This is a genomic window from Chitinophaga solisilvae (assembly GCF_009928525.1).
In the GTDB taxonomy this organism is placed as follows: domain Bacteria; phylum Bacteroidota; class Bacteroidia; order Chitinophagales; family Chitinophagaceae; genus Chitinophaga; species Chitinophaga solisilvae.
The window spans coordinates 222,337-240,256 of the sequence record NZ_JAABOK010000007.1 but is presented as its reverse complement, the minus strand read 5'-3'; the positions used below and the strand labels follow the sequence as shown (position 1 = coordinate 240,256).

16 protein-coding genes are annotated in these 17,920 nt (G+C 47.7%); 14 read left to right on the top strand and 2 right to left on the bottom strand.

The window, feature by feature from the left end; translation table 11 throughout:
- Nucleotides 1-104: 104 nt before the first annotated feature.
- The 12 genes from tatC (at nt 105) to GWG06_RS16455 (ending at nt 13,562) form a co-directional block, all read left to right on the top strand.
- Nucleotides 105-962: a twin-arginine translocase subunit TatC gene (gene tatC / locus GWG06_RS16510; protein WP_160714518.1), complete on the top strand. Its 858-nt coding sequence runs from the start codon at nt 105-107 to the stop codon at nt 960-962.
- Nucleotides 963-990: 28 nt separating this feature from the next.
- Nucleotides 991-1,449: a ribose 5-phosphate isomerase B gene (gene rpiB, locus GWG06_RS16505; RefSeq protein WP_160714516.1), complete on the top strand. Its 459-nt coding sequence runs from the start codon at nt 991-993 to the stop codon at nt 1,447-1,449.
- Between the two features lie 121 nt (nt 1,450-1,570).
- Entirely contained in the window at nt 1,571-3,109 is a 1,539-nt protein-coding gene (locus GWG06_RS16500) for a M28 family peptidase (RefSeq protein WP_160714514.1), read from the top strand.
- 638 nt (nt 3,110-3,747) lie between these two features.
- Nucleotides 3,748-4,278, top strand: a complete 531-nt coding sequence (locus tag GWG06_RS16495) for an HdeD family acid-resistance protein (protein ID WP_158631493.1) — start codon at nt 3,748-3,750, stop codon at nt 4,276-4,278.
- 278 nt (nt 4,279-4,556) lie between these two features.
- Nucleotides 4,557-5,057: an RNA polymerase sigma factor gene (locus GWG06_RS16490; protein WP_078669945.1), complete on the top strand. Its 501-nt coding sequence runs from the start codon at nt 4,557-4,559 to the stop codon at nt 5,055-5,057.
- Between the two features lie 408 nt (nt 5,058-5,465).
- Nucleotides 5,466-6,536, top strand: coding sequence for a fatty acid desaturase family protein (locus tag GWG06_RS16485; RefSeq protein ID WP_127039506.1), 1,071 nt, complete (start codon nt 5,466-5,468; stop codon nt 6,534-6,536).
- 75 nt (nt 6,537-6,611) lie between these two features.
- Nucleotides 6,612-8,945, top strand: coding sequence for an ATP-dependent helicase (locus GWG06_RS16480; RefSeq protein WP_160714512.1), 2,334 nt, complete (start codon nt 6,612-6,614; stop codon nt 8,943-8,945).
- A 48-nt stretch (nt 8,946-8,993) separates the two neighbouring features.
- The gene (locus GWG06_RS16475) at nt 8,994-9,455 is read left to right on the top strand and encodes a regulatory protein RecX (RefSeq protein ID WP_127039500.1); all 462 of its coding nucleotides are present in this window, start codon (nt 8,994-8,996) and stop codon (nt 9,453-9,455) included.
- Nucleotides 9,456-9,520: 65 nt separating this feature from the next.
- Complete coding sequence (locus GWG06_RS16470) at nt 9,521-10,330, top strand: amidohydrolase (protein WP_127039497.1); 810 nt, start codon at nt 9,521-9,523, stop codon at nt 10,328-10,330.
- A 6-nt stretch (nt 10,331-10,336) separates the two neighbouring features.
- Entirely contained in the window at nt 10,337-10,732 is a 396-nt protein-coding gene (gloA2, locus tag GWG06_RS16465; protein ID WP_160714510.1) for an SMU1112c/YaeR family gloxylase I-like metalloprotein, read from the top strand.
- A gap of 14 nt (nt 10,733-10,746) precedes the next feature.
- Nucleotides 10,747-11,844 carry an N-acetylglucosamine-6-phosphate deacetylase gene (nagA, locus tag GWG06_RS16460; protein ID WP_160714508.1) on the top strand — a complete coding sequence of 366 codons (1,098 nt, stop codon included), beginning with the start codon at nt 10,747-10,749 and terminating at the stop codon, nt 11,842-11,844.
- A 41-nt stretch (nt 11,845-11,885) separates the two neighbouring features.
- The gene (locus GWG06_RS16455) at nt 11,886-13,562 is read left to right on the top strand and encodes an ArnT family glycosyltransferase (protein ID WP_160714506.1); all 1,677 of its coding nucleotides are present in this window, start codon (nt 11,886-11,888) and stop codon (nt 13,560-13,562) included.
- A gap of 108 nt (nt 13,563-13,670) precedes the next feature.
- Here GWG06_RS16455 and thiL read toward each other — a convergent pair whose 3' ends face one another.
- Both thiL and GWG06_RS16445 read right to left on the bottom strand, forming a co-directional pair.
- Nucleotides 13,671-14,705: a thiamine-phosphate kinase gene (thiL, locus tag GWG06_RS16450; protein WP_127039485.1), complete on the bottom strand. Its 1,035-nt coding sequence runs from the start codon at nt 14,703-14,705 to the stop codon at nt 13,671-13,673.
- A complete protein-coding gene (locus tag GWG06_RS16445) occupies nt 14,689-15,477 on the bottom strand; it encodes an inositol monophosphatase family protein (protein ID WP_127039482.1) in 789 nt (262 codons plus the stop codon). The genes thiL and GWG06_RS16445 overlap by 17 nt, the downstream gene beginning before the upstream one ends.
- Before the next feature lie 166 nt (nt 15,478-15,643).
- On the opposite strand from GWG06_RS16445, the gene GWG06_RS16440 reads away from it, so the two are divergent.
- Nucleotides 15,644-17,188: a GH3 family acyl-acid amido synthetase gene (locus GWG06_RS16440; RefSeq protein WP_127039479.1), complete on the top strand. Its 1,545-nt coding sequence runs from the start codon at nt 15,644-15,646 to the stop codon at nt 17,186-17,188.
- A gap of 24 nt (nt 17,189-17,212) precedes the next feature.
- A complete protein-coding gene (locus GWG06_RS16435) occupies nt 17,213-17,851 on the top strand; it encodes a LysE family translocator (RefSeq protein ID WP_127039476.1) in 639 nt (212 codons plus the stop codon).
- Nucleotides 17,852-17,920 lie beyond the last annotated feature (69 nt).

Sequence of the window (17,920 nt, the reverse complement as noted above, 5' to 3'; positions counted from 1 at the left end):
ACCCACTTTATCCGCACTGCGCTGTAATTTGTAGTGTTCAACCGCTATATTTGTGATCCTGTAGAGGAAAATGTATTCAACATCGATTCGACACTATAAAACACATGCTAAAGAAATTCTTTTCAAATAATGAGGATAAGGCAGAGATGTCTTTCTTTGATCACCTCGAAGATCTCCGCTGGCATCTCGTAAGATCTGCGTTAGCGCTTGTTGCATTCAGCATTTTTGGATTTGTATATACCAAGGAAATTCTGGATAACGTCATCTTCGGACCTACCAACGCCAACTTCCCTTCCTACATAGCCCTGTGCAAACTGGGCCATTGGATAGGCATGGGTGATAAACTCTGTATAACCCCTGTTAAAGTACAGTTCCTGAACTATAAGATGGTCGGACAGATCATGTTGCAGTTCAAGCTGGCATTTATCATCGGGTTCATCTGTGCATTCCCCTATATCTTCTGGGAATTCTGGCGCTTTGTAAAACCCGCTTTGAAGGAGAAGGAGCTGAAAGGAGCCAGAGGCGCTATTTTCTGGGTTTCTTTCCAGTTCTTCCTCGGTATCTGCTTTGCCTATTTCCTGATGGCTCCCTTTACCATCAACTTCCTCGCATCCTATACGGTAACGGATAAAGCGCTCAACCAGTTTTTTATTGACGACTACTTCGATCTCATGTCCCAGATTGTGCTGGGTATGGGAATATTATTTGAATTACCGATACTGGTATTTTTCCTCACCAAACTGGGCATTCTGACACCGGATTTCCTGCGTGCCTACAGAAGACATGCGATCGTTGTCATACTCATACTGGCGGCGATTATTACGCCTCCCGACCTGGTGGATCAGCTGATCGTATTTACGCCGCTGTACCTTCTTTATGAAATCAGTATCTTTATATCCAAGAAAGCGCTGCGCGACCGTGAGGCCAAAGAACAGAAAAAAGAAGTGGAAGAGTGGTCCTAATAAGTATTAACAGTAAACAGTAATTGCTATGCAACAACATACATTCAACACTGCATTACCTGTAGCTATCGGGTCTGATCATGCAGGATTTGAGTATAAGGAAGAAGTAATTTCCTACCTGGAGTCAAAAGGATTAACAGTGAAGGATTATGGTACGCATTCCAAAGATTCAGTAGACTATCCGGATTACGCGCACCCCGTAGCTACTGCGGTTGAAAGAGAACAGGCTGCCTTTGGTATCCTGATCTGCGGAAGCGCCAATGGTGTGGCTATTACGGCCAACAAACACCAGGGTATCCGCGCTGCTATCTGCTGGGGCGAAGAACTGGCAAGACTTGCACGCTCTCACAACAACGCCAACGTATTGTGTATCCCGGCGCGCTTCGTGGATGTAGCCGTTGCCAACCAGATGGTAGATATCTTCCTGGATACGCCGTTTGAAGGCGGCCGCCATCAGAACAGAGTTAGCAAAATGGCCTGCCTGTAACCACGCAACACAATACCAATCGCTGAACACTTATTTTTTGTATATTCAGAGAGCCGGATCATATTCCGGCTCTTTTATTTTTATGTCACCCTTAAAGCCTATCACCTTAAAACACGCTCTGATGAGAGTTTTCGTAACGATTGCCTGCTCTCTTTCCCTGCTTGCTGCACAAGCACAGGTTACATCTGAAAAGAATAAGAAACTGCCTGCCACTGCATCGGTTGCGGCCAGATATGCTTCCCTGATCACTCCGCTCAGTACTAAAAAACAACTGGCTGTAATTGCCGGCGCTGAAATGGAAGGCCGGGAAACCGGTACCCGTGGCCAGGAAAGAGCCGCTGCCTATATTGTCAGCCAGTTCAGAGAAGCCGGGCTGCAGCCAGGCGCCAACGGAAAATGGGAACAATATTATCCGTTATACCGGGACACACTCCGCGAAGCGTATATCCGTGCAGGTGATAAAGTCTTCCGGTTCGGAGAAGATATTTATGCCAGTATCCGGGAAGGCGTGAATATAGATACCACTGCGGAGGTAGTATATGCCGGTTATGGTATCCGTAATGAGCAACGCGACGATTATGCCGGCCTGGATGTGAAAAATAAAATTGTACTGGTCAGAGATGGTGTACCCGTGGGTATGTCTGCATCCAAAGGGTATCCTGGAGATAAGAATCAGACTGCCCTGGCGCAGGGCGCGCGTGCATTGCTGCTGATCAGCAATAACGCCAGGAATTTCAAAAGCTTTGATCAGCGCCAGATGAGAAGAACAGGTGTGTACACAGCGAAAGAACCGGTAAGCAAAAATACCTGCGGACTCTACATCATCACCCCGTCGCTGGCGGCTTCACTTTTTGGCGTAGCACAGGCTGACAGCCTGCCTGCACTGCTGGAAAGAAACCTGCAGCTGAAAGCCGGTACACAGGCACGTATTGTTTTCAGAAAAGATGAAGTAGATATGTCTCCCTCCAATGTACTGGGTTACCTGGAAGGTACGGACAGGAAAGAGGAGGTTGTTTTTATCACCGCGCACTATGACCATCTGGGAATACAGGACGGGCAGATACATTACGGCGCAGATGACGACGGTTCCGGTACCACTGCCGTGATAGAGCTGGCCAGGGCTTTTATGCAGGCAAAGAAGGACGGGCATGGTCCACGCAGGAGCATTGTATTTATGGCGGTTTCCGGAGAAGAAAAAGGATTACTGGGCTCGGCATATTACACGGAGCATCCGGTGTACCCGCTGACCAGTACGGTAGCAGATCTGAACATTGATATGATCGGGCGGATTGATCCGGCGCATGAAAAGGATACCAACTACGTATATGTGATAGGTGATAACAAGCTGAGTTCTGCCATGCGCCCTATCAGCGAAGGCGCCAATGATAAATATACCGGGCTGAAACTGGACTATAAGTACAATGATCCGAATGATCCCAACGCATTTTATTACCGTTCTGATCACTATAATTTTGCGCGGCATAAGATTCCGGTGATATTCTATTTTAACGGTACCCATGCAGATTATCACAGGCCTACGGATACCGTGGAGAAAATTGATTATCATCTGCTGACGCGCCGGGCACAGCTGGTGTTTTACACCGCCTGGGATATTGCTAACCGGGATTCCCGGCCGGTGGTAGACAGGAACGAGAAATAATTTCAGGTAGCGCACGCTATACGGCAGCACCGGTAAGCAGTTGAAATGCTTGCCGGTGCTGCTTTTTTATGTCATTATTTTCGTATATCCGTTACCGTTTTAACCGGTATTTTTCTTTTCTGAATAAAATCAGGAGTCCGAAATAGATTTTGTTTATTTTAACAAAATTTTATAAATTGTGTATAGAGTCTTAGTCTTTAATAAAAGATATATATATATTCTTTTATTTATAAGGCGAGTGAATATATGTGAATGTTAATAGGCGATTATTTTTTCGAGAGTCAGGCAAAACCCTTAAACATTTTTAACTAACCTGTTGTTGTCAATCGGTATTTATAGTATCAGGCGGTGAATAAGCGCAAAAAAATGGTGTGAACAGTACTTAGACCCCGCTCATTGGTAACCTTATAAACTTACCATTATGGAAACACCTGCCACCTTTCTTATGAATGACCCATCACCCCCTTTACTGCATATCACTGCGGGAAGACCTGTGCTATATTGTACAGGGCCGACCTGACAGCGGTAATCATTAATCGTTTTATAGTTTTTGGACGGAAACGGATATGCCTGGTTGTACGCGATCTTCACCCTATTACATTATAGCTGCTCATTGTGGAATTATAAAACGAGAATGCATGCATAATTTTTATAGTGCCTACTGGTGGATTTTTTTACTCAGAGGATTATTTGCCCTTATTATAGGTTTGGTTGCTATCTTTTGGCCTGGCGCGGCTTTTACGACATTGGTCGTTTTTTTAGGCGCTTATCTTTTTGCCGGTGGCTTATTTGCTGTAATAGGTGCGGTGGCTGCCCGCAGAACTACTGAAAACTGGGGGTTATTTCTCTTGTCGGGGTTAACAGGCATTATATTAGGAATCCTTACGCTTTACAATCCTTTTGCTACAGGCAACGCCATTATTTACCTGATAGCTGTATGGGCCATGCTGGCCGGTATTTTTGAAATAATTATCGCAATAAGGCTGCGGACCGTGATAACAGGTGAAGGCTGGTATATTGTGGGAGGGCTGCTGACTATTATTTTCGGAATTCTCCTGTTGTCTAACCCTCAAATAGCTGCTTTAACACTTACCTGGGTGTTTGGCCTTTATGCGGTAATCTCCGGAATTATGCTGATAGCGCTGTCGTTCCGGCTGCGCAGCCGCTGATATAACTTTTACTGCTGAATCAAAACATCCCCATATGCAAGCATATTTTCTAACTAAAACGCATACACGATGATAGTCAAAACACCCTGTTAAGGCACCTGTGCCGGCCATGCCCGTTTTTCCTGTTGAGTTCCGGGGCAGAAATGGCTGATGCAGGTGCCGGCAGCGAACCTCCGGTCCGGAGTACCGGCGATACCATTGCTGCCTCCATGCTTACTCCCAACCCGATGAGGTTGTCAGCTGTAGCCTATTTGCTTGATCATTTAAAGTTAACCGTTATGTCATCCACCGAATTCAACAATTTGTTATTAGGAAACGCCGATTTCTTACGGCCTTACGCCGTTACGCTGACAAAAGATTCTGAATCAGCGAAAGACCTTTACCAGGAAACGCTCTTCAGGGCATTGTCCAACCGCGATAAATACCTCGCAGGAACCAATATCCGCGCCTGGCTCTACACGATCATGCGTAATATCTTCATCAACAATTACCGTCGCGGAAACCGCCAGTATAAACTGCTGGACAATGCTGTGGGTGATTATCTCCTCAGCCATCAGCCTTCCGCCATCGGAAATTTTGCTGAGTCGGATCTTCGCGTAAAAGACGTACAGATGGCGGTATATAACCTGCCTGTTATCTTCAAACAGCCGTTCCTGCTGTATTTTGAAGGCTATAAGTATTATGAAATCGCGGCAATCCTGAATGAGCCGTTGGGCACTGTCAAGAGCCGGATCCACTTCGCCCGGAAAATGCTGAAAACGAGAATCACCAGACACTGAGGTATAGCTGCGTAACAGATACATACCTGAAACCATCATATTTTAAGGCTTTTGCGAAAACCGGAGGCCTGCAAACCCTGGACATAAATTAACGGAAACTACTGCTATCTGCTATGAACCCCCGATAGTTGAGATATCATGTTAAGGATACTGCTGTTACCTGTACTCCCGCGGAGGGAGTGGTGAGTGTCTGTTGTACTTACGTTTGTGGGCTCCGGATTAGCCGGAACCGGTTAACCTGTTACTATTTTACCTGCCTAATCACAATTCTTTGTTAATTAATCCGCTTTTCCCGGGGCAGCATGCACTTTTACGTATTTAATACCGTTACTTAGGGGAATTCTGTCAACTATCTTTAATTTTCCCGGCGATCTACAACTGTCTGACTTCCGGTTTTAATGAAGCTGTATGCCTAAAGTAACGTTCAACAACAGGAATGCCCTGTTCTTTCCTGCGCTGAAATCTGCTGTGGAAGAGTATTTTACAGAGAATAACATTAAAAAAACCGGTAACTGGAAATTATACCTGAAAACAATTGTGCTCCTGCCTGCAGCCATGCTGCTATACCTGAGCGTTTTATTTATTTCCATGCCAGCCCCGCTGGCAGTAGCGCTTTGCGCTTTGCTGGGGTTTGTATTGGCCAGCATAGGGTTTAATGTAATGCATGATGCCTGCCACGGAAGCTATTCCGGCAACAAAACCCTGAATGATACGCTCGGACTCACTCTCAATGCGTTAGGAGGCAATGCTTTTATCTGGAAGCAAAAACACAACATCATACATCATACCTATACCAATGTGGACGGCCTGGATGACGATATTGCCAAAAGCCCGCTCATGCGCCAGTGCAGCACCCAGAAATGGACGCCTGCACATCGTTTGCAGCATATCTATGTGGTACTGATCTATGCTATTTCCTCATTTGCATGGGTGTTTATCATGGATTTCACCAAGTACCTGAGCCGTAAGGTATACAGAACACCATTGCAGCCCATGAAATGGAACGATCATGTGGTTTTCTGGGGAAGTAAAGTATTATACGTGGTTTTTTATGTGGTTATTCCTGTACTCCTCACAGGCTGGAAGGCGTGGGCAATAGGTTTTACTGCCATGCACCTGGTAATGGGCTTTACGCTGGCCATCGTTTTTCAGCTGGCGCACGTAGTGGAGGAAACCGAATTTCAATCTGCAGGTACGGATGATAAAGTGATTGAAAATGAATGGGCAATACATCAGATTAAAACTACTGCCAATTTTTCTCCGCAGAATAAAATTATTTCCTGGCTGGTAGGCGGACTTAATTACCAGATTGAACATCACCTGTTTCCCCGGATCAGTCATATTCATTATCCTGCCATCAGTAAAATTGTTGCTGCTAAATGTGCGGAGCATCAGCTGGCATATCACAGCATTCCCACCATGCAAAGGGCCGTGGTATCGCATTTCAGGTTCATGAAAACACTGGGGGCAAAACCGTAACATCATACATTCCCTTCGGGTAATTCGTAAATCGCCATTTCATTTCGTACTTTTACATCTTACAAAAAAGTCGTGATGAAGGAAAATTATTTAGACGAGCTTAACCAACAACAGCGGGAAGCAGTAATACATATTAATGGCCCTTTAATGATCGTTGCCGGCGCGGGTTCCGGAAAAACAAAAGTGCTCACCACCCGCATCGCTCACCTGATGCGCAACGGAGTAGACGCGTTTAATATCCTGTCGCTGACTTTTACCAACAAGGCAGCCCGTGAAATGAAGGAACGTGTGGAGAAAATACTCGGCAGCAGCGAAGCCCGTAACCTGTACATAGGTACCTTCCACTCCGTATTTGCCCGCCTGCTGCGTGCAGAAGCCCACCGGCTGGGTTATCCCAACGATTTTACCATTTATGATACCGACGACGCCAGAAGCGTTATCAAAACTATCGTCAATGAGCTGAACCTCGACGATAAACACTATAAACCCAGCTTCGTTTATAACCGCATATCTGCGGCCAAAAACAGCCTGATGGGACCGGAGGAATATCAGCACGACCACCTCGTTCAGCAGGAAGATATGCGCGCCAACCGGCCGCTGATAGGCAAGATATATGACATGTACGCCAAACGCACCTTCAAAAACGGTGCGATGGACTTCGATGACCTCCTGTTTAAAATGTACATACTGCTGAAAAGCTTCCCGGAAGTACTGCACAAGTATCAGCATAAGTTTAAATATATCATGATCGATGAGTACCAGGATACCAACCCGGCTCAGTACGAGATCATCAAACTGCTGGGTGCCGTCAACGAAAATATCTGCGTGGTAGGTGATGACGCCCAGAGTATCTATTCCTTCCGTGGCGCCACCATTCAGAACATCCTCCAGTTCGAAAAAGACTATGATGATGTGAAAGTGGTAAAGCTGGAACAAAACTACCGCAGTACCAAGTCCATCCTCAACGTAGCCAACGAAGTGATTGCACACAACACCGGCCAGATTGAGAAAAACCTCTGGACAGATAATACCGACGGTGAAACCATTAAGCTGGTACGCACCATGACAGATAATGAAGAAGGCCGGTTTGTAGCGGATACCATCGCGGAACAGAAGCTGCGTAACCACTACAACAACCGCGATTTCGTTATCCTTTACCGTACCAATGCCCAGAGCCGTTCCTTTGAGGAAAGCCTTCGCCGGAAAGCTATACCATACCGCATTTTCGGAGGTCTGTCCTTCTACCAGCGCAAGGAAATCAAGGACTTTGTGGCCTACCTGCGCCTCACCATGAATACCCGCGATGAAGAGAGCCTGAAGAGGATCATCAACTATCCGGTGCGCGGTATCGGTAAAACCACCATGGAAAAGGCAGTCGTGTACGGCAATGACCACAATATTACCATGTGGGAAGTGCTGGAACGCGCCAGGGAATTCGGTTTCAAGGGCGGTACCCTCGAAGCGATCGATGGCTTTGTGACCATGATAAAAAGTTTCCAGGCACTGCTGAACAACCACAACGCCTATGACGTGGCCGTGGTAGTAGGTAAATCCACCAACCTTGTAAAAGAACTCTTCAACGATAAAACTACGGAGGGGCTTGCCCGTTATGAAAACGTGCAGGAACTGCTCAACTCCATCAAGGAATTCACGGAAACGCCTGATGAAGAAGGAGAACTGCTGGATAAAAGCATGGGCTCCTATCTGCAGCAGATCACTTTGCTGACGGATGCCGACCAGGGCAACGATGAAAACAGCGATGTGGTAAAGCTCATGACCATACACGCGGCGAAAGGACTGGAATTTCCGGTAGTATTCACCGTAGGGCTGGAAGAAACGCTCTTCCCCAGCGGTATGTCTATCAACACCCGGGAAGAACTGGAAGAGGAAAGACGCCTGTTCTACGTAGCCATCACCCGCGCAAAATCCAGACTGTGGCTCACGCACGCCAACAGTCGTTACCGTTTCGGTAACCTGGTGCAGAATGAACCCAGCCGCTTCCTGGAAGAGATGCCGGAAAAATTTATTGACCGCAGCTATGCCGGCGGCGGCAGCGTACGCAATGCCTTTGGCAGCGGAGCTACCTCCGGCTGGGGCAATGGCGGCAATATGTTTGACCGCATGCAGCGTAAAGCACCAGGGCAGGCGCCGCAGCAGTCATCGCCAAAGCCAATGGCCAAGCCGGTATCCTCAGCGGCTACCACGCATGTGCCTACTCCTGGCTTTACCCCCGATGATCCGGCAGGAATGGAACCCGGTATGCAGGTAGAACACCAGAAATTCGGTTTCGGTACCATCACCGCTATGGAAGGCGCTCCCAACAACCGTATCGCCACAGTGGTATTCCCCAAAGGCGGCGGCGAAAAGAAAATTATGCTCAACTACGCCAAGCTGAGAATTGTAAGATAAGAAAGGCTGCACCGCAGTCACCCCTGCGGTGCGCCGAAAAAGGACGACATGCTGAAAGCTACTACGGAGGCGCTGACCCGCTACTGCGCCTATCAGGAACGCTGCCATCAGGAAGTGAAATACAAATGCCTGGACCTGGGCCTGCGCGGTGAAGAAGTAGATGAAGCCATCGCCTTCCTGATAGCAGAAAATTTTCTCAACGAGGAAAGATATGCCAAAGCCTTTGCAGGCGGCAAGTTCCGGATGAAACAGTGGGGCCGGCAAAAGATCAGGGCAGAACTGAAACAGAAACAGGTGTCTGACTACTGCATCAGAAAAGGCCTGGCAGAGATTGATGAAGACGACTATTTTGCCGTGATCGTAAAAACAACACAGAAAAAATATAACAGTCTTACCGGCGAACCGGCCATGAAGCGAAAGTATAAAACCATGCAATACCTCCTGCAGAAAGGATTTGAATCCGCCCTGATCCAGGAGGCTCTTGAAGAAATTGCAAATAATGAGGGCTGAAGACGGTATAATTTGAAAAGTTTCTAATTAGTCAGACTGTACTTTTGTAAGATAATCACCCGACAATGTCAGACTTAAAGATAACCTTGATACAAACCCGGTTGCACTGGGAAGATATAGCTGCCAACCTGCAGATGTTTGATGAGAAAATCAACAGCATACAGGAGCGGACAGAAGTTGTTTTTTTACCGGAAATGTTCAGCACAGGTTTCAGCATGAAGCCGGAACGCATAGCTGAAACAATGGATGGCAGCGCTGTTCAGTGGATGAAGAAGAAAGCGGCAGAGAAAAATATCATTATCTGCGGCAGCCTGGCTATTGAAGATAACGGCCATTATGTGAACCGCCTCATCTGGATGCTGCCCAACGGCACCTATGGTACCTATGATAAACGCCACCTGTTTGGCTATGCAGGGGAGCATGAGCATTATCAGCCAGGCAACAAGCGCCTCATCGCGCAGGTGAAAGGCTGGAAAATCAATCTGAACGTTTGCTATGATATGCGTTTCCCGGTATGGGCACGTAATACCATTCAGCCTGAAACCGGTGCGCCGGCTTATGATGTGCTGGTATATGTAGCCAACTGGCCGGAAAGAAGAAACACGGCGTGGAATACACTGCTGCATGCCCGCGCTATTGAAAACCAATGCTATGCCATCGGGGTGAACCGCGTAGGCAATGACGGCAATGAAATTTACCACAGCGGAGAAACCAGTCTGATTGATCCTATGGGAGAAATCATCTACCGCAAATCCCACGATGAGGATATCTTTACGTATACCCTTCAACGTGAGCGTCTGGAAGAAGTCAGAAAAAACCTGCCTTTCCTGAAAGATGCCGACACTTTCACCTTTCTCAGCAATGAACTAGTTTAATTTACCATGATGTTACTGCAGGCCATTCACCATATCGCTATCATTTGTTCTGACTATCAGCGTAGTAAAACATTTTATACCGATATGCTGGGCCTGCAGGTCATCAGGGAAGTATACCGTGCAGAGCGGGACTCCTGGAAGCTGGACCTGGCGCTGGGGGACCAGTATGTGATTGAATTGTTTTCCTTTCCGGAACCGCCGCCACGCGTGAGCAGACCGGAAGCCTGCGGCCTGCGGCACCTTGCATTTGCCGTGAATGATATAGCGGCTGCCGTGAAAACACTGGCTGCCAAAGGCGTGGTAACAGAGCCGGTACGTGTGGACCCGCACACCGGACAACGCTTTACCTTTTTTACCGACCCTGACGGCCTGCCGCTGGAACTTTACGAGATTCACCCATAAAAATATTCACCGTTATGTCTGTTACGTATGTCAACGCCCTGATATTCACCGGGGACAGAATACTTAATGATTATGCGGTTGTTACGGAGAACGATATGATTACTGCCGTAATACCGCAATCGGAAGTAAAGGATACTGATGAGCAGATAGACCTGGAAGGCGGTTTCCTGGCGCCTGCCTTTATTGACCTGCAGATATATGGCGGTAATGGCGAGGTATTTTCGCTGTATCCTTCTGTAAAGGCGCTGGCGGCCACCTATGAATACAGCAGGGCCGGAGGTGCGGCGCATATTATGCCTACGGTAGCCACCCACTCCCCGGAAATAATGCTCGCAGCTATGGAGGCAGTAAGAGCCTACTGGCAGGAAGGCCGCAAAGGTGTGCTGGGCCTGCATCTGGAAGGACCGTTTATCAACCCTGCAAAGAAAGGAGCACATCTCCCCAAATATATCCGTACGCCTACCCAGGAAGATATTGACTGGATACTGGCTAACGGAAAAGATGTAGTGAAAATCATCACGCTGGCGCCTGAATGCTGCGACCCTGCGCTGGTAAAGCAACTACAGGAGGCAGGCATCACCGTATTTGCCGGGCATAGCAACGCTACCTACGCTCAGGCCTATACGTCGTTTGAAAATGGTATCCGTCACGCCACACACCTGTTCAATGCCATGTCGCCGCTGGAAAGCCGGGCTCCGGGCCTGGTAGGAGCCATTTATAACCACCCAGGCGTTTTTGCGAGCATCGTAGCAGATGGCATTCATGTGGACTTTGCAGCTGTCAGCATCAGTCATAAAATAATGGACGGACGCCTGTTCCTCATCACGGATGCGATAGAAGAGAACCTGGAAGGCGATTACATCTATATTAAGGAGAAAGACCGTTTTGTAGGCGCCAGCGGTGTGCTGTCCGGCTCCAGACTTACCATGCTGCAGGCAGTACACAACTGCACGGAAAAAGCGGGTATTCACCTGCATGTAGCGTTGAAAATGGCTTCGCTCTATCCTGCGCGCGCCATGCGGCTCGACAGCAGCCTGGGACGCATTGAACCCGGTTTCAAAGCCGCTTTTATAGTACTGCGGGATCACTGGAAAATGTCAGTTTACTGTTAATACCAGTATCTTCGCAGGATAAATCATTATAGTATAGTTGCATGGATGCCATATCGCGATTTTTAACGAGACGTCAGTACAAGAATCTGTTCCTGTTAGGCTGGCTGCTGCTGGGATTATTACAGGCCTGCTTTTCGGAACTGTGGGATGATGAAGCCTATTACTGGGTGTATTCCCGTCATCTGGACTGGGGATACTTTGATCATCCGCCCATGATTGCCCTGCTGATAAAGATCGGGTACGCCCTCTTTCATAATGAGCTGGGGGTACGCCTGCTGGTGGTAACGCTTAATACCGTCACATTATGGCTGACAGCCAAACTCATTGCCTCAAAGGATAATCAGCTCTTTTACCTGATTATGGGCGCCCTGGGCGCTATGCAGATAGGAGGCATGCTGGCTGTTCCTGATGTACCACTCATATTTTTTGCCGCCTTGTACTTCTGGGCATACCGCCTGTTTATTGCAAAACAGAACTGGCGTAATACCCTGCTGCTGGGAGTTTCCATGGCGCTGATGTTTTACAGTAAATATCACGGTGTATTGCTGGTATTCTTCACGGTCATATCCAACCTGAATTTACTTCGCGTATTCAAGTTCTACCTGGCCTGCATCATCACTACCGTTCTCTTCTTCCCGCATATTTACTGGCAATACGCTCATGGCTTCCCTTCGCTTCAGTACCATCTGGTTGAAAGGAATGCATCTTCCTATGATATTTCCTATACGCTGGAATACCTGGGCGGGCAACTGCTGCTTTTTGGTCCGCTGATGGGCTGGCTCATTTTATATTATGCCTTCCGCTGCCCGATACAAAACACTTTTGAGCGCGCCCTGAAATTCAGTCTGATCGGTGTACTGGCGTTTTTCCTGCTCAGTACCTTCAAAGGAAGGGTAGAGGCTAACTGGACGGTGATGGTATTTACGCCGGTAGTGATACTCGCGCATCAGGCCATTGTCAGGAAAGGCTGGTCCAGAAAGTGGCTGTTATACACCCTGCCGGCCACGCTGCTGCTGGTGCTGGTGGCGCGTGTTTACATGGTGTGGGATTTTATGCCGGGAGTGGAAATACGTCCGGAGATACATCACAACAGGGAATGGACTTCGCAGGTGGCGGCCCGTGCGCAGGGCAGGCCGGTGGTATTCATCAGCAGCTATCAGCTGCCATCCAAATACATGTTCTACACCGGACAGCTGTCTTACAGCCTTAACAGCCGCTATTCCCGCCGCAGCCAATATAATTTCTGGAATACAGAAACACAGTTATGGGGTAAACCTGCCATGGTGGTATTTGATCCGGGAGAAGGCATTCCTGTTACGGATAGCCTGAAAACGCTCTATGGTACCTGGGATTACCTGATTACCCCGAATTATTATTCCTATTCGCTGATACAGCTGAAACCGGCCATGACCAGTCTCAGGGCGCGTCGTGGCGAAACGGTAAACATCATTCTGCAACCGCATAATGGTTACATGCAACCTATTCCTATCGATCGCAGCAATGAAGCGGTACTGGGTTACGGCTTCAATACCAAGGACGAAGATCTGCCCCCGGTAAAATCCACCATGACACTCGAGAGAGCCGTGTTGCGCCGGTTAATCAATCTGCCGGTAGTCATGCCCGATAAACCGGGAGAATATATCCTGAAGTTTTCAGTATTCGCTGGCGACCTGCCACCAACGCATAACAGCCCTGCCATCAAGGTAACGGTCATTTGATTATTTGGTTATTTGAGATTTTATATCAAAAAAAGATGCCCTCTGGTAAGTCCGGAGGGCATCTTTTTTTGATATAAAATCTCAAATAACCAAATAATCAAATAGCTGTTATTCCTGGCGGAACGCATTCCATCCCTGTGCTACGAGCTTGAACTTATTGCCGCCCTTAGTGTGGATGTGGGCGCCTTCGGAGATGTCGGTCATGTAGCCGATGGCGCTGATTTGTTCGTTGAGTACTATTTTATCGTAGTCCTGTTGTTTCATGGTGAAGAGCAGTTCATAGTCTTCTCCGCCGCTGAGTGCGCAGGCAGTAGGGTCGAGGCTGAATTTCAGCGCCATTTCCCTGCTTTCCTGAGCGATGGGAATTTTGTCTTCATACAGTACAACGCCGAGGTTACTCTGTTTGGCGATGTGTAATATTTCAGAGCTGAGTCCGTCGCTGACGTCCATCATAGCGGTGGGGATAATTTCGTTTTCCTGGAGGAAGTCGATAATATCCTTGCGGGCTTCGGGTTTCAGTTGTCTGCCTATAATATAGGTCTGGTCTTCCAGGTCGGGTTTAACGTCGGGATTTTCCAGGAATATTTTCTTTTCTCTTTCCAGGAGGGTAAGGCCGAGGTAAGCGGCGCCGAGGTCGCCGGTAACGCAGAGCAGGTCGCCTTTCTGGGCGGTAGATCTTTTCACGAACTGGTCGGGCGTTACTTCGCCGATAGCAGTTACGCTGATGATGAAGCCTTTCTGGGAGTTGCTGGTATCGCCGCCGATGAGGTCTACGCCGTATTTTTCGCAGGCAGCGTATACGCCTTCATAGAATTCGTTGAGGGCTTCGAGCGATACTTTATTGGAGAAGGCTATGCTCACGGTGATCTGTGTGGGCGTGGCATTCATGGCGTATATGTCTGAAAGGTTTACCACTACTGATTTATAGCCGAGATGTTTCAGGGGGGTATACATCAGATCGAAGTGGATGCCTTCCACGAGCATATCAGTGCTGATGACCGTCTGTTTGCCGAAGTGATCGATAACAGCGGCATCGTCGCCAACGCCGAGTACGGTGCTGGCATTCTGTATTTCAATATTTCTGGTGAGGTAGTCGATTAATCCGAATTCTCCCAGGTCACTTATTTCAGTTCTTTCTTCCATCTGTTTTACCGTTAACGAGGTCCTGTAATGCACTATGAATATGGCCGTTGGTGGCCAGTATTTCCTTTTGGTAGGGGGAGTAGCGGTTGCCGGAGAAGTCGGTGACTTTTCCGCCGGCTTCTTCCACGATGAGGAATCCTGCGGCAGAGTCCCATGCCTGGAGGTGATGTTCCCAGAAGCCGTCGAAGCGGCCGCAGGCTACCCAGCAGAGGTCTATGGCAGCGGAGCCGAGGCGGCGTACGGGGATGCCTTCTCTCAGCACGTACTGCAGTACTTCCATGGGGTCGTTGGCACGGTGTTCCCATTTGTAGGGGAAACCGGTGACAAGGCAGGAGGTACCAACGGTTTCCTTGCGGGAAACCTGTATGGGCTTACCATTGAGGGTAGCGCCTTTCCCTTTTTCAGCTAAAAACAATTCATTCATAAAAGGGTTGTAAACAGCTCCCAGTATCATTTCGCCATCCTGTTCCACCCCGATGGATACGCAACAGAGGGGGATGCCGTTGGCAAAGTTCACGGTGCCGTCTATCGGGTCAATAATCCATTTTATGTTTGAATCCGTTTTTATTTCACCCACTTCTTCGCTGAGGATAAAATGATCTGGATAAGTTTCCCTGATAACTGCTATGATAGCGGCTTCAGACTTCTTGTCAGCTTCCGTTACCAGGTCGTTGACGGTACTTTTACTGCTCACCTCGAAGGCGCCGTTGAAATATTGTTGCAGTATTTTTCCGCTGGCTTCAGTAGCTTTGAGTAAAGTAGTTTTTAACATGCCGCAAAGGTAGTTACGAATTACGAATTGCAGACCTGAATTTCATACGTTATATTGCAGTATTCAATATATATTAATTGCTATTCAGCAATGCATAATTCCGAATTCGTATTTATATTCAATATTCCGCTTATTTTTGCAGTTCATTTAAAGAGAGAGAAAGTAAATGCCCATCATAGGTAATCTGATTTCCAGATCACTACGTATCAGGAAGAAGTTCACGTTTAAGTTAGGTACACCGCGCCAATATCAGCTGCAGGTGCTTCACCGTTTGCTGGAGAAAGCGAAGGATACTGAGTTTGGTCGTCATTACGATTTCCAGGGGATTTTGGATAGTTCCAATTTCATCGGGCAATACCGCGATAAAATACCTGTGCACAACTACAGTAAGATGCATATGGAGTGGTGGTATCGTTGCCTGGAGGGGGAAGCGAATGTGAGCTGGCCGGAGAAGATAAAATATTTTGCGCTGAGTTCCGGTACCTCGGAATCTGCCAGCAAGCATATACCCGTTACCAAAGCCATGCTGAAAACAGTGAAGAAGGTAGGTGTGAAGCAGCTGTATTCCATGGTCAACTTCAATATACCGCCGAAATCCTTTACCAAAGGTATTCTGATGCTGGGAGGTACCACTTCCCTGTTTGAGAAGGGGGATTATTACGAAGGTGATATGAGCGGTATCCAGGCGAAGAATATTCCGCGCTGGTTCCGCCGTTTCTACAAGCCCGGTGGTAACATCTCCCGCAAACCCAACTGGGAGCAGCGTATCAAGCTCATTGTACGTAAGGCCCGCACCTGGGATGTAGGTACTATCTGCGGCGTACCTGCCTGGGTACAGATTGTGCTGGAAGAAATTATCAAATACCACGGCGTAAAAAATATCCACGAAATATGGCCGAATCTGGCTATCTATATTCACGGAGGGGTTTCCTTTGAACCGTACCGCGACAGCTTCCAGAAGCTGCTCGGAAAGCCCGTTAACTTCATCGAAACCTATATGGCTTCTGAAGGCTCGTTCGGGTTCCAGGCGCGTCCGGGCGTAAGAGGTATCAAACTGGTACTTAACGCAGGCATCTTCTTTGAATTCATTCCTTTCAATGAAGATAATTTTGATGCCGAAGGAGAAGTAAAAGCCAATCCGAAATCCTACATGATCAACGAGGTGGTGGAAGATGTGGAGTATGCCGTAATGCTCTCCACCTGTGCCGGTGCATGGCGTTACCTCATCGGAGATGTGGTGAAGTTCACATCCGTGAAGGAACATGAAATTGTGATTACCGGCCGTACCAAACAGTTCCTCAGTCTGGCGGGTGAGCATATGAGCATCGACAACATGAACAAGGCCATCGACACGGTGCAGAAGAAGATGGGCATTACCATCAGAGAGTTCACCGTGGCGGGTTTCCCATATGAGAACCTGTTCGCTCACCGCTGGTATATCGGTACAGACAACGCCGGTGTGGATATTGCACAGGTGCGTGACATCATCGATAAAACACTGGCGGAAGTGAATGATGACTATGCCGTGGAAAGAACATCTGCCCTGAAAGAAGTGTTTGTAGAAATATTGCCGAATGAAATGTTCATTGACTACCTGCGCTGCAAAGGCAAGGAAGGCGCTATGAACAAGTTCCCCAGGGTAATGAAAGGCGAAAAGCTGAAAGACTGGGAAAAATTTCTGGCAGGTAAAACCGTTAAAAATCAGGACTAACCCGTGTCCCCGGAATATTAAAGCATGATAGCATCAATTGTAGCAGGATTAGGACTGGGATTATTTTTATCATTATCTGTTGGACCGGTAATATTCGCTATTATCAAGTACAGCATCAATAATGGTTTTAAGGCAGGCATCAGCTTCGCGCTGGGTGTGTCTTTCAGCGATATTATGTTTGTAATGACCGGCAACCTCGCTACTTCTTTTATCAGCGGCCTGGAAGAATATAAAAGGTCCATCGGAGTAGTTGGAGGTTTCCTGCTGATAGGCATGGGTATCTACGGACTGTTTTTCAAAAAGGTGAGAATCAGTACCGGAGATGAAAAGCCGGAGATGTTCCGTACACATGATTACCTGAAAATATGGCTGGCCGGATTCCTGATGAATACCCTCAACCCGGGTGTTATCATCTTCTGGCTCGGCGTATGTGTGGCCAACAGTGCTACTTCAGTAGGGCATCGCTTTGTCATGTATGCGGTATGTTTAACCCTCGTATTATCCGCCGATATCCTGAAGGTATTTGTATCCGATAAAATCCGGCATAAACTTACGCTCACCAATGTAGAATGGCTGAACCGTATTGCCGGCGCCAGTATGATTATTTTCGGCGTAGTGTTGTTATACAAGGTAATGTTTGAATTAGGAGCGCTGGGACACTGACGCATCTATGGTAAGATAGAAAGGGCTGACAGGATCATATTCCGTCAGCCCTTTTTTATTCCGTTAAAA

Excerpts from the sequence above, each read along its gene's own strand:
- GWG06_RS16475 (WP_127039500.1), top strand. The coding sequence starts at position 8,994 with ATGCTGAAAGCTACTACGGAGGCGCTGACCCGCTACTGCGCCTATCAG.
- GWG06_RS16490 (WP_078669945.1), top strand. The coding sequence starts at position 4,557 with ATGTCATCCACCGAATTCAACAATTTGTTATTAGGAAACGCCGATTTC.
- tatC (WP_160714518.1), top strand. The coding sequence starts at position 105 with ATGCTAAAGAAATTCTTTTCAAATAATGAGGATAAGGCAGAGATGTCT.
- GWG06_RS16445 (WP_127039482.1), bottom strand. The coding sequence starts at position 15,477 with ATGTTAAAAACTACTTTACTCAAAGCTACTGAAGCCAGCGGAAAAATA.
- GWG06_RS16440 (WP_127039479.1), top strand. The coding sequence starts at position 15,644 with ATGCCCATCATAGGTAATCTGATTTCCAGATCACTACGTATCAGGAAG.
- GWG06_RS16485 (WP_127039506.1), top strand. The coding sequence starts at position 5,466 with ATGCCTAAAGTAACGTTCAACAACAGGAATGCCCTGTTCTTTCCTGCG.
- GWG06_RS16435 (WP_127039476.1), top strand. The coding sequence starts at position 17,213 with ATGATAGCATCAATTGTAGCAGGATTAGGACTGGGATTATTTTTATCA.
- GWG06_RS16495 (WP_158631493.1), top strand. The coding sequence starts at position 3,748 with ATGCATAATTTTTATAGTGCCTACTGGTGGATTTTTTTACTCAGAGGA.
- GWG06_RS16480 (WP_160714512.1), top strand. The coding sequence starts at position 6,612 with ATGAAGGAAAATTATTTAGACGAGCTTAACCAACAACAGCGGGAAGCA.
- gloA2 (WP_160714510.1), top strand. The coding sequence starts at position 10,337 with ATGATGTTACTGCAGGCCATTCACCATATCGCTATCATTTGTTCTGAC.
- GWG06_RS16455 (WP_160714506.1), top strand. The coding sequence starts at position 11,886 with ATGGATGCCATATCGCGATTTTTAACGAGACGTCAGTACAAGAATCTG.
- GWG06_RS16470 (WP_127039497.1), top strand. The coding sequence starts at position 9,521 with ATGTCAGACTTAAAGATAACCTTGATACAAACCCGGTTGCACTGGGAA.
- thiL (WP_127039485.1), bottom strand. The coding sequence starts at position 14,705 with ATGGAAGAAAGAACTGAAATAAGTGACCTGGGAGAATTCGGATTAATC.
- GWG06_RS16500 (WP_160714514.1), top strand. The coding sequence starts at position 1,571 with ATGAGAGTTTTCGTAACGATTGCCTGCTCTCTTTCCCTGCTTGCTGCA.
- rpiB (WP_160714516.1), top strand. The coding sequence starts at position 991 with ATGCAACAACATACATTCAACACTGCATTACCTGTAGCTATCGGGTCT.
- nagA (WP_160714508.1), top strand. The coding sequence starts at position 10,747 with ATGTCTGTTACGTATGTCAACGCCCTGATATTCACCGGGGACAGAATA.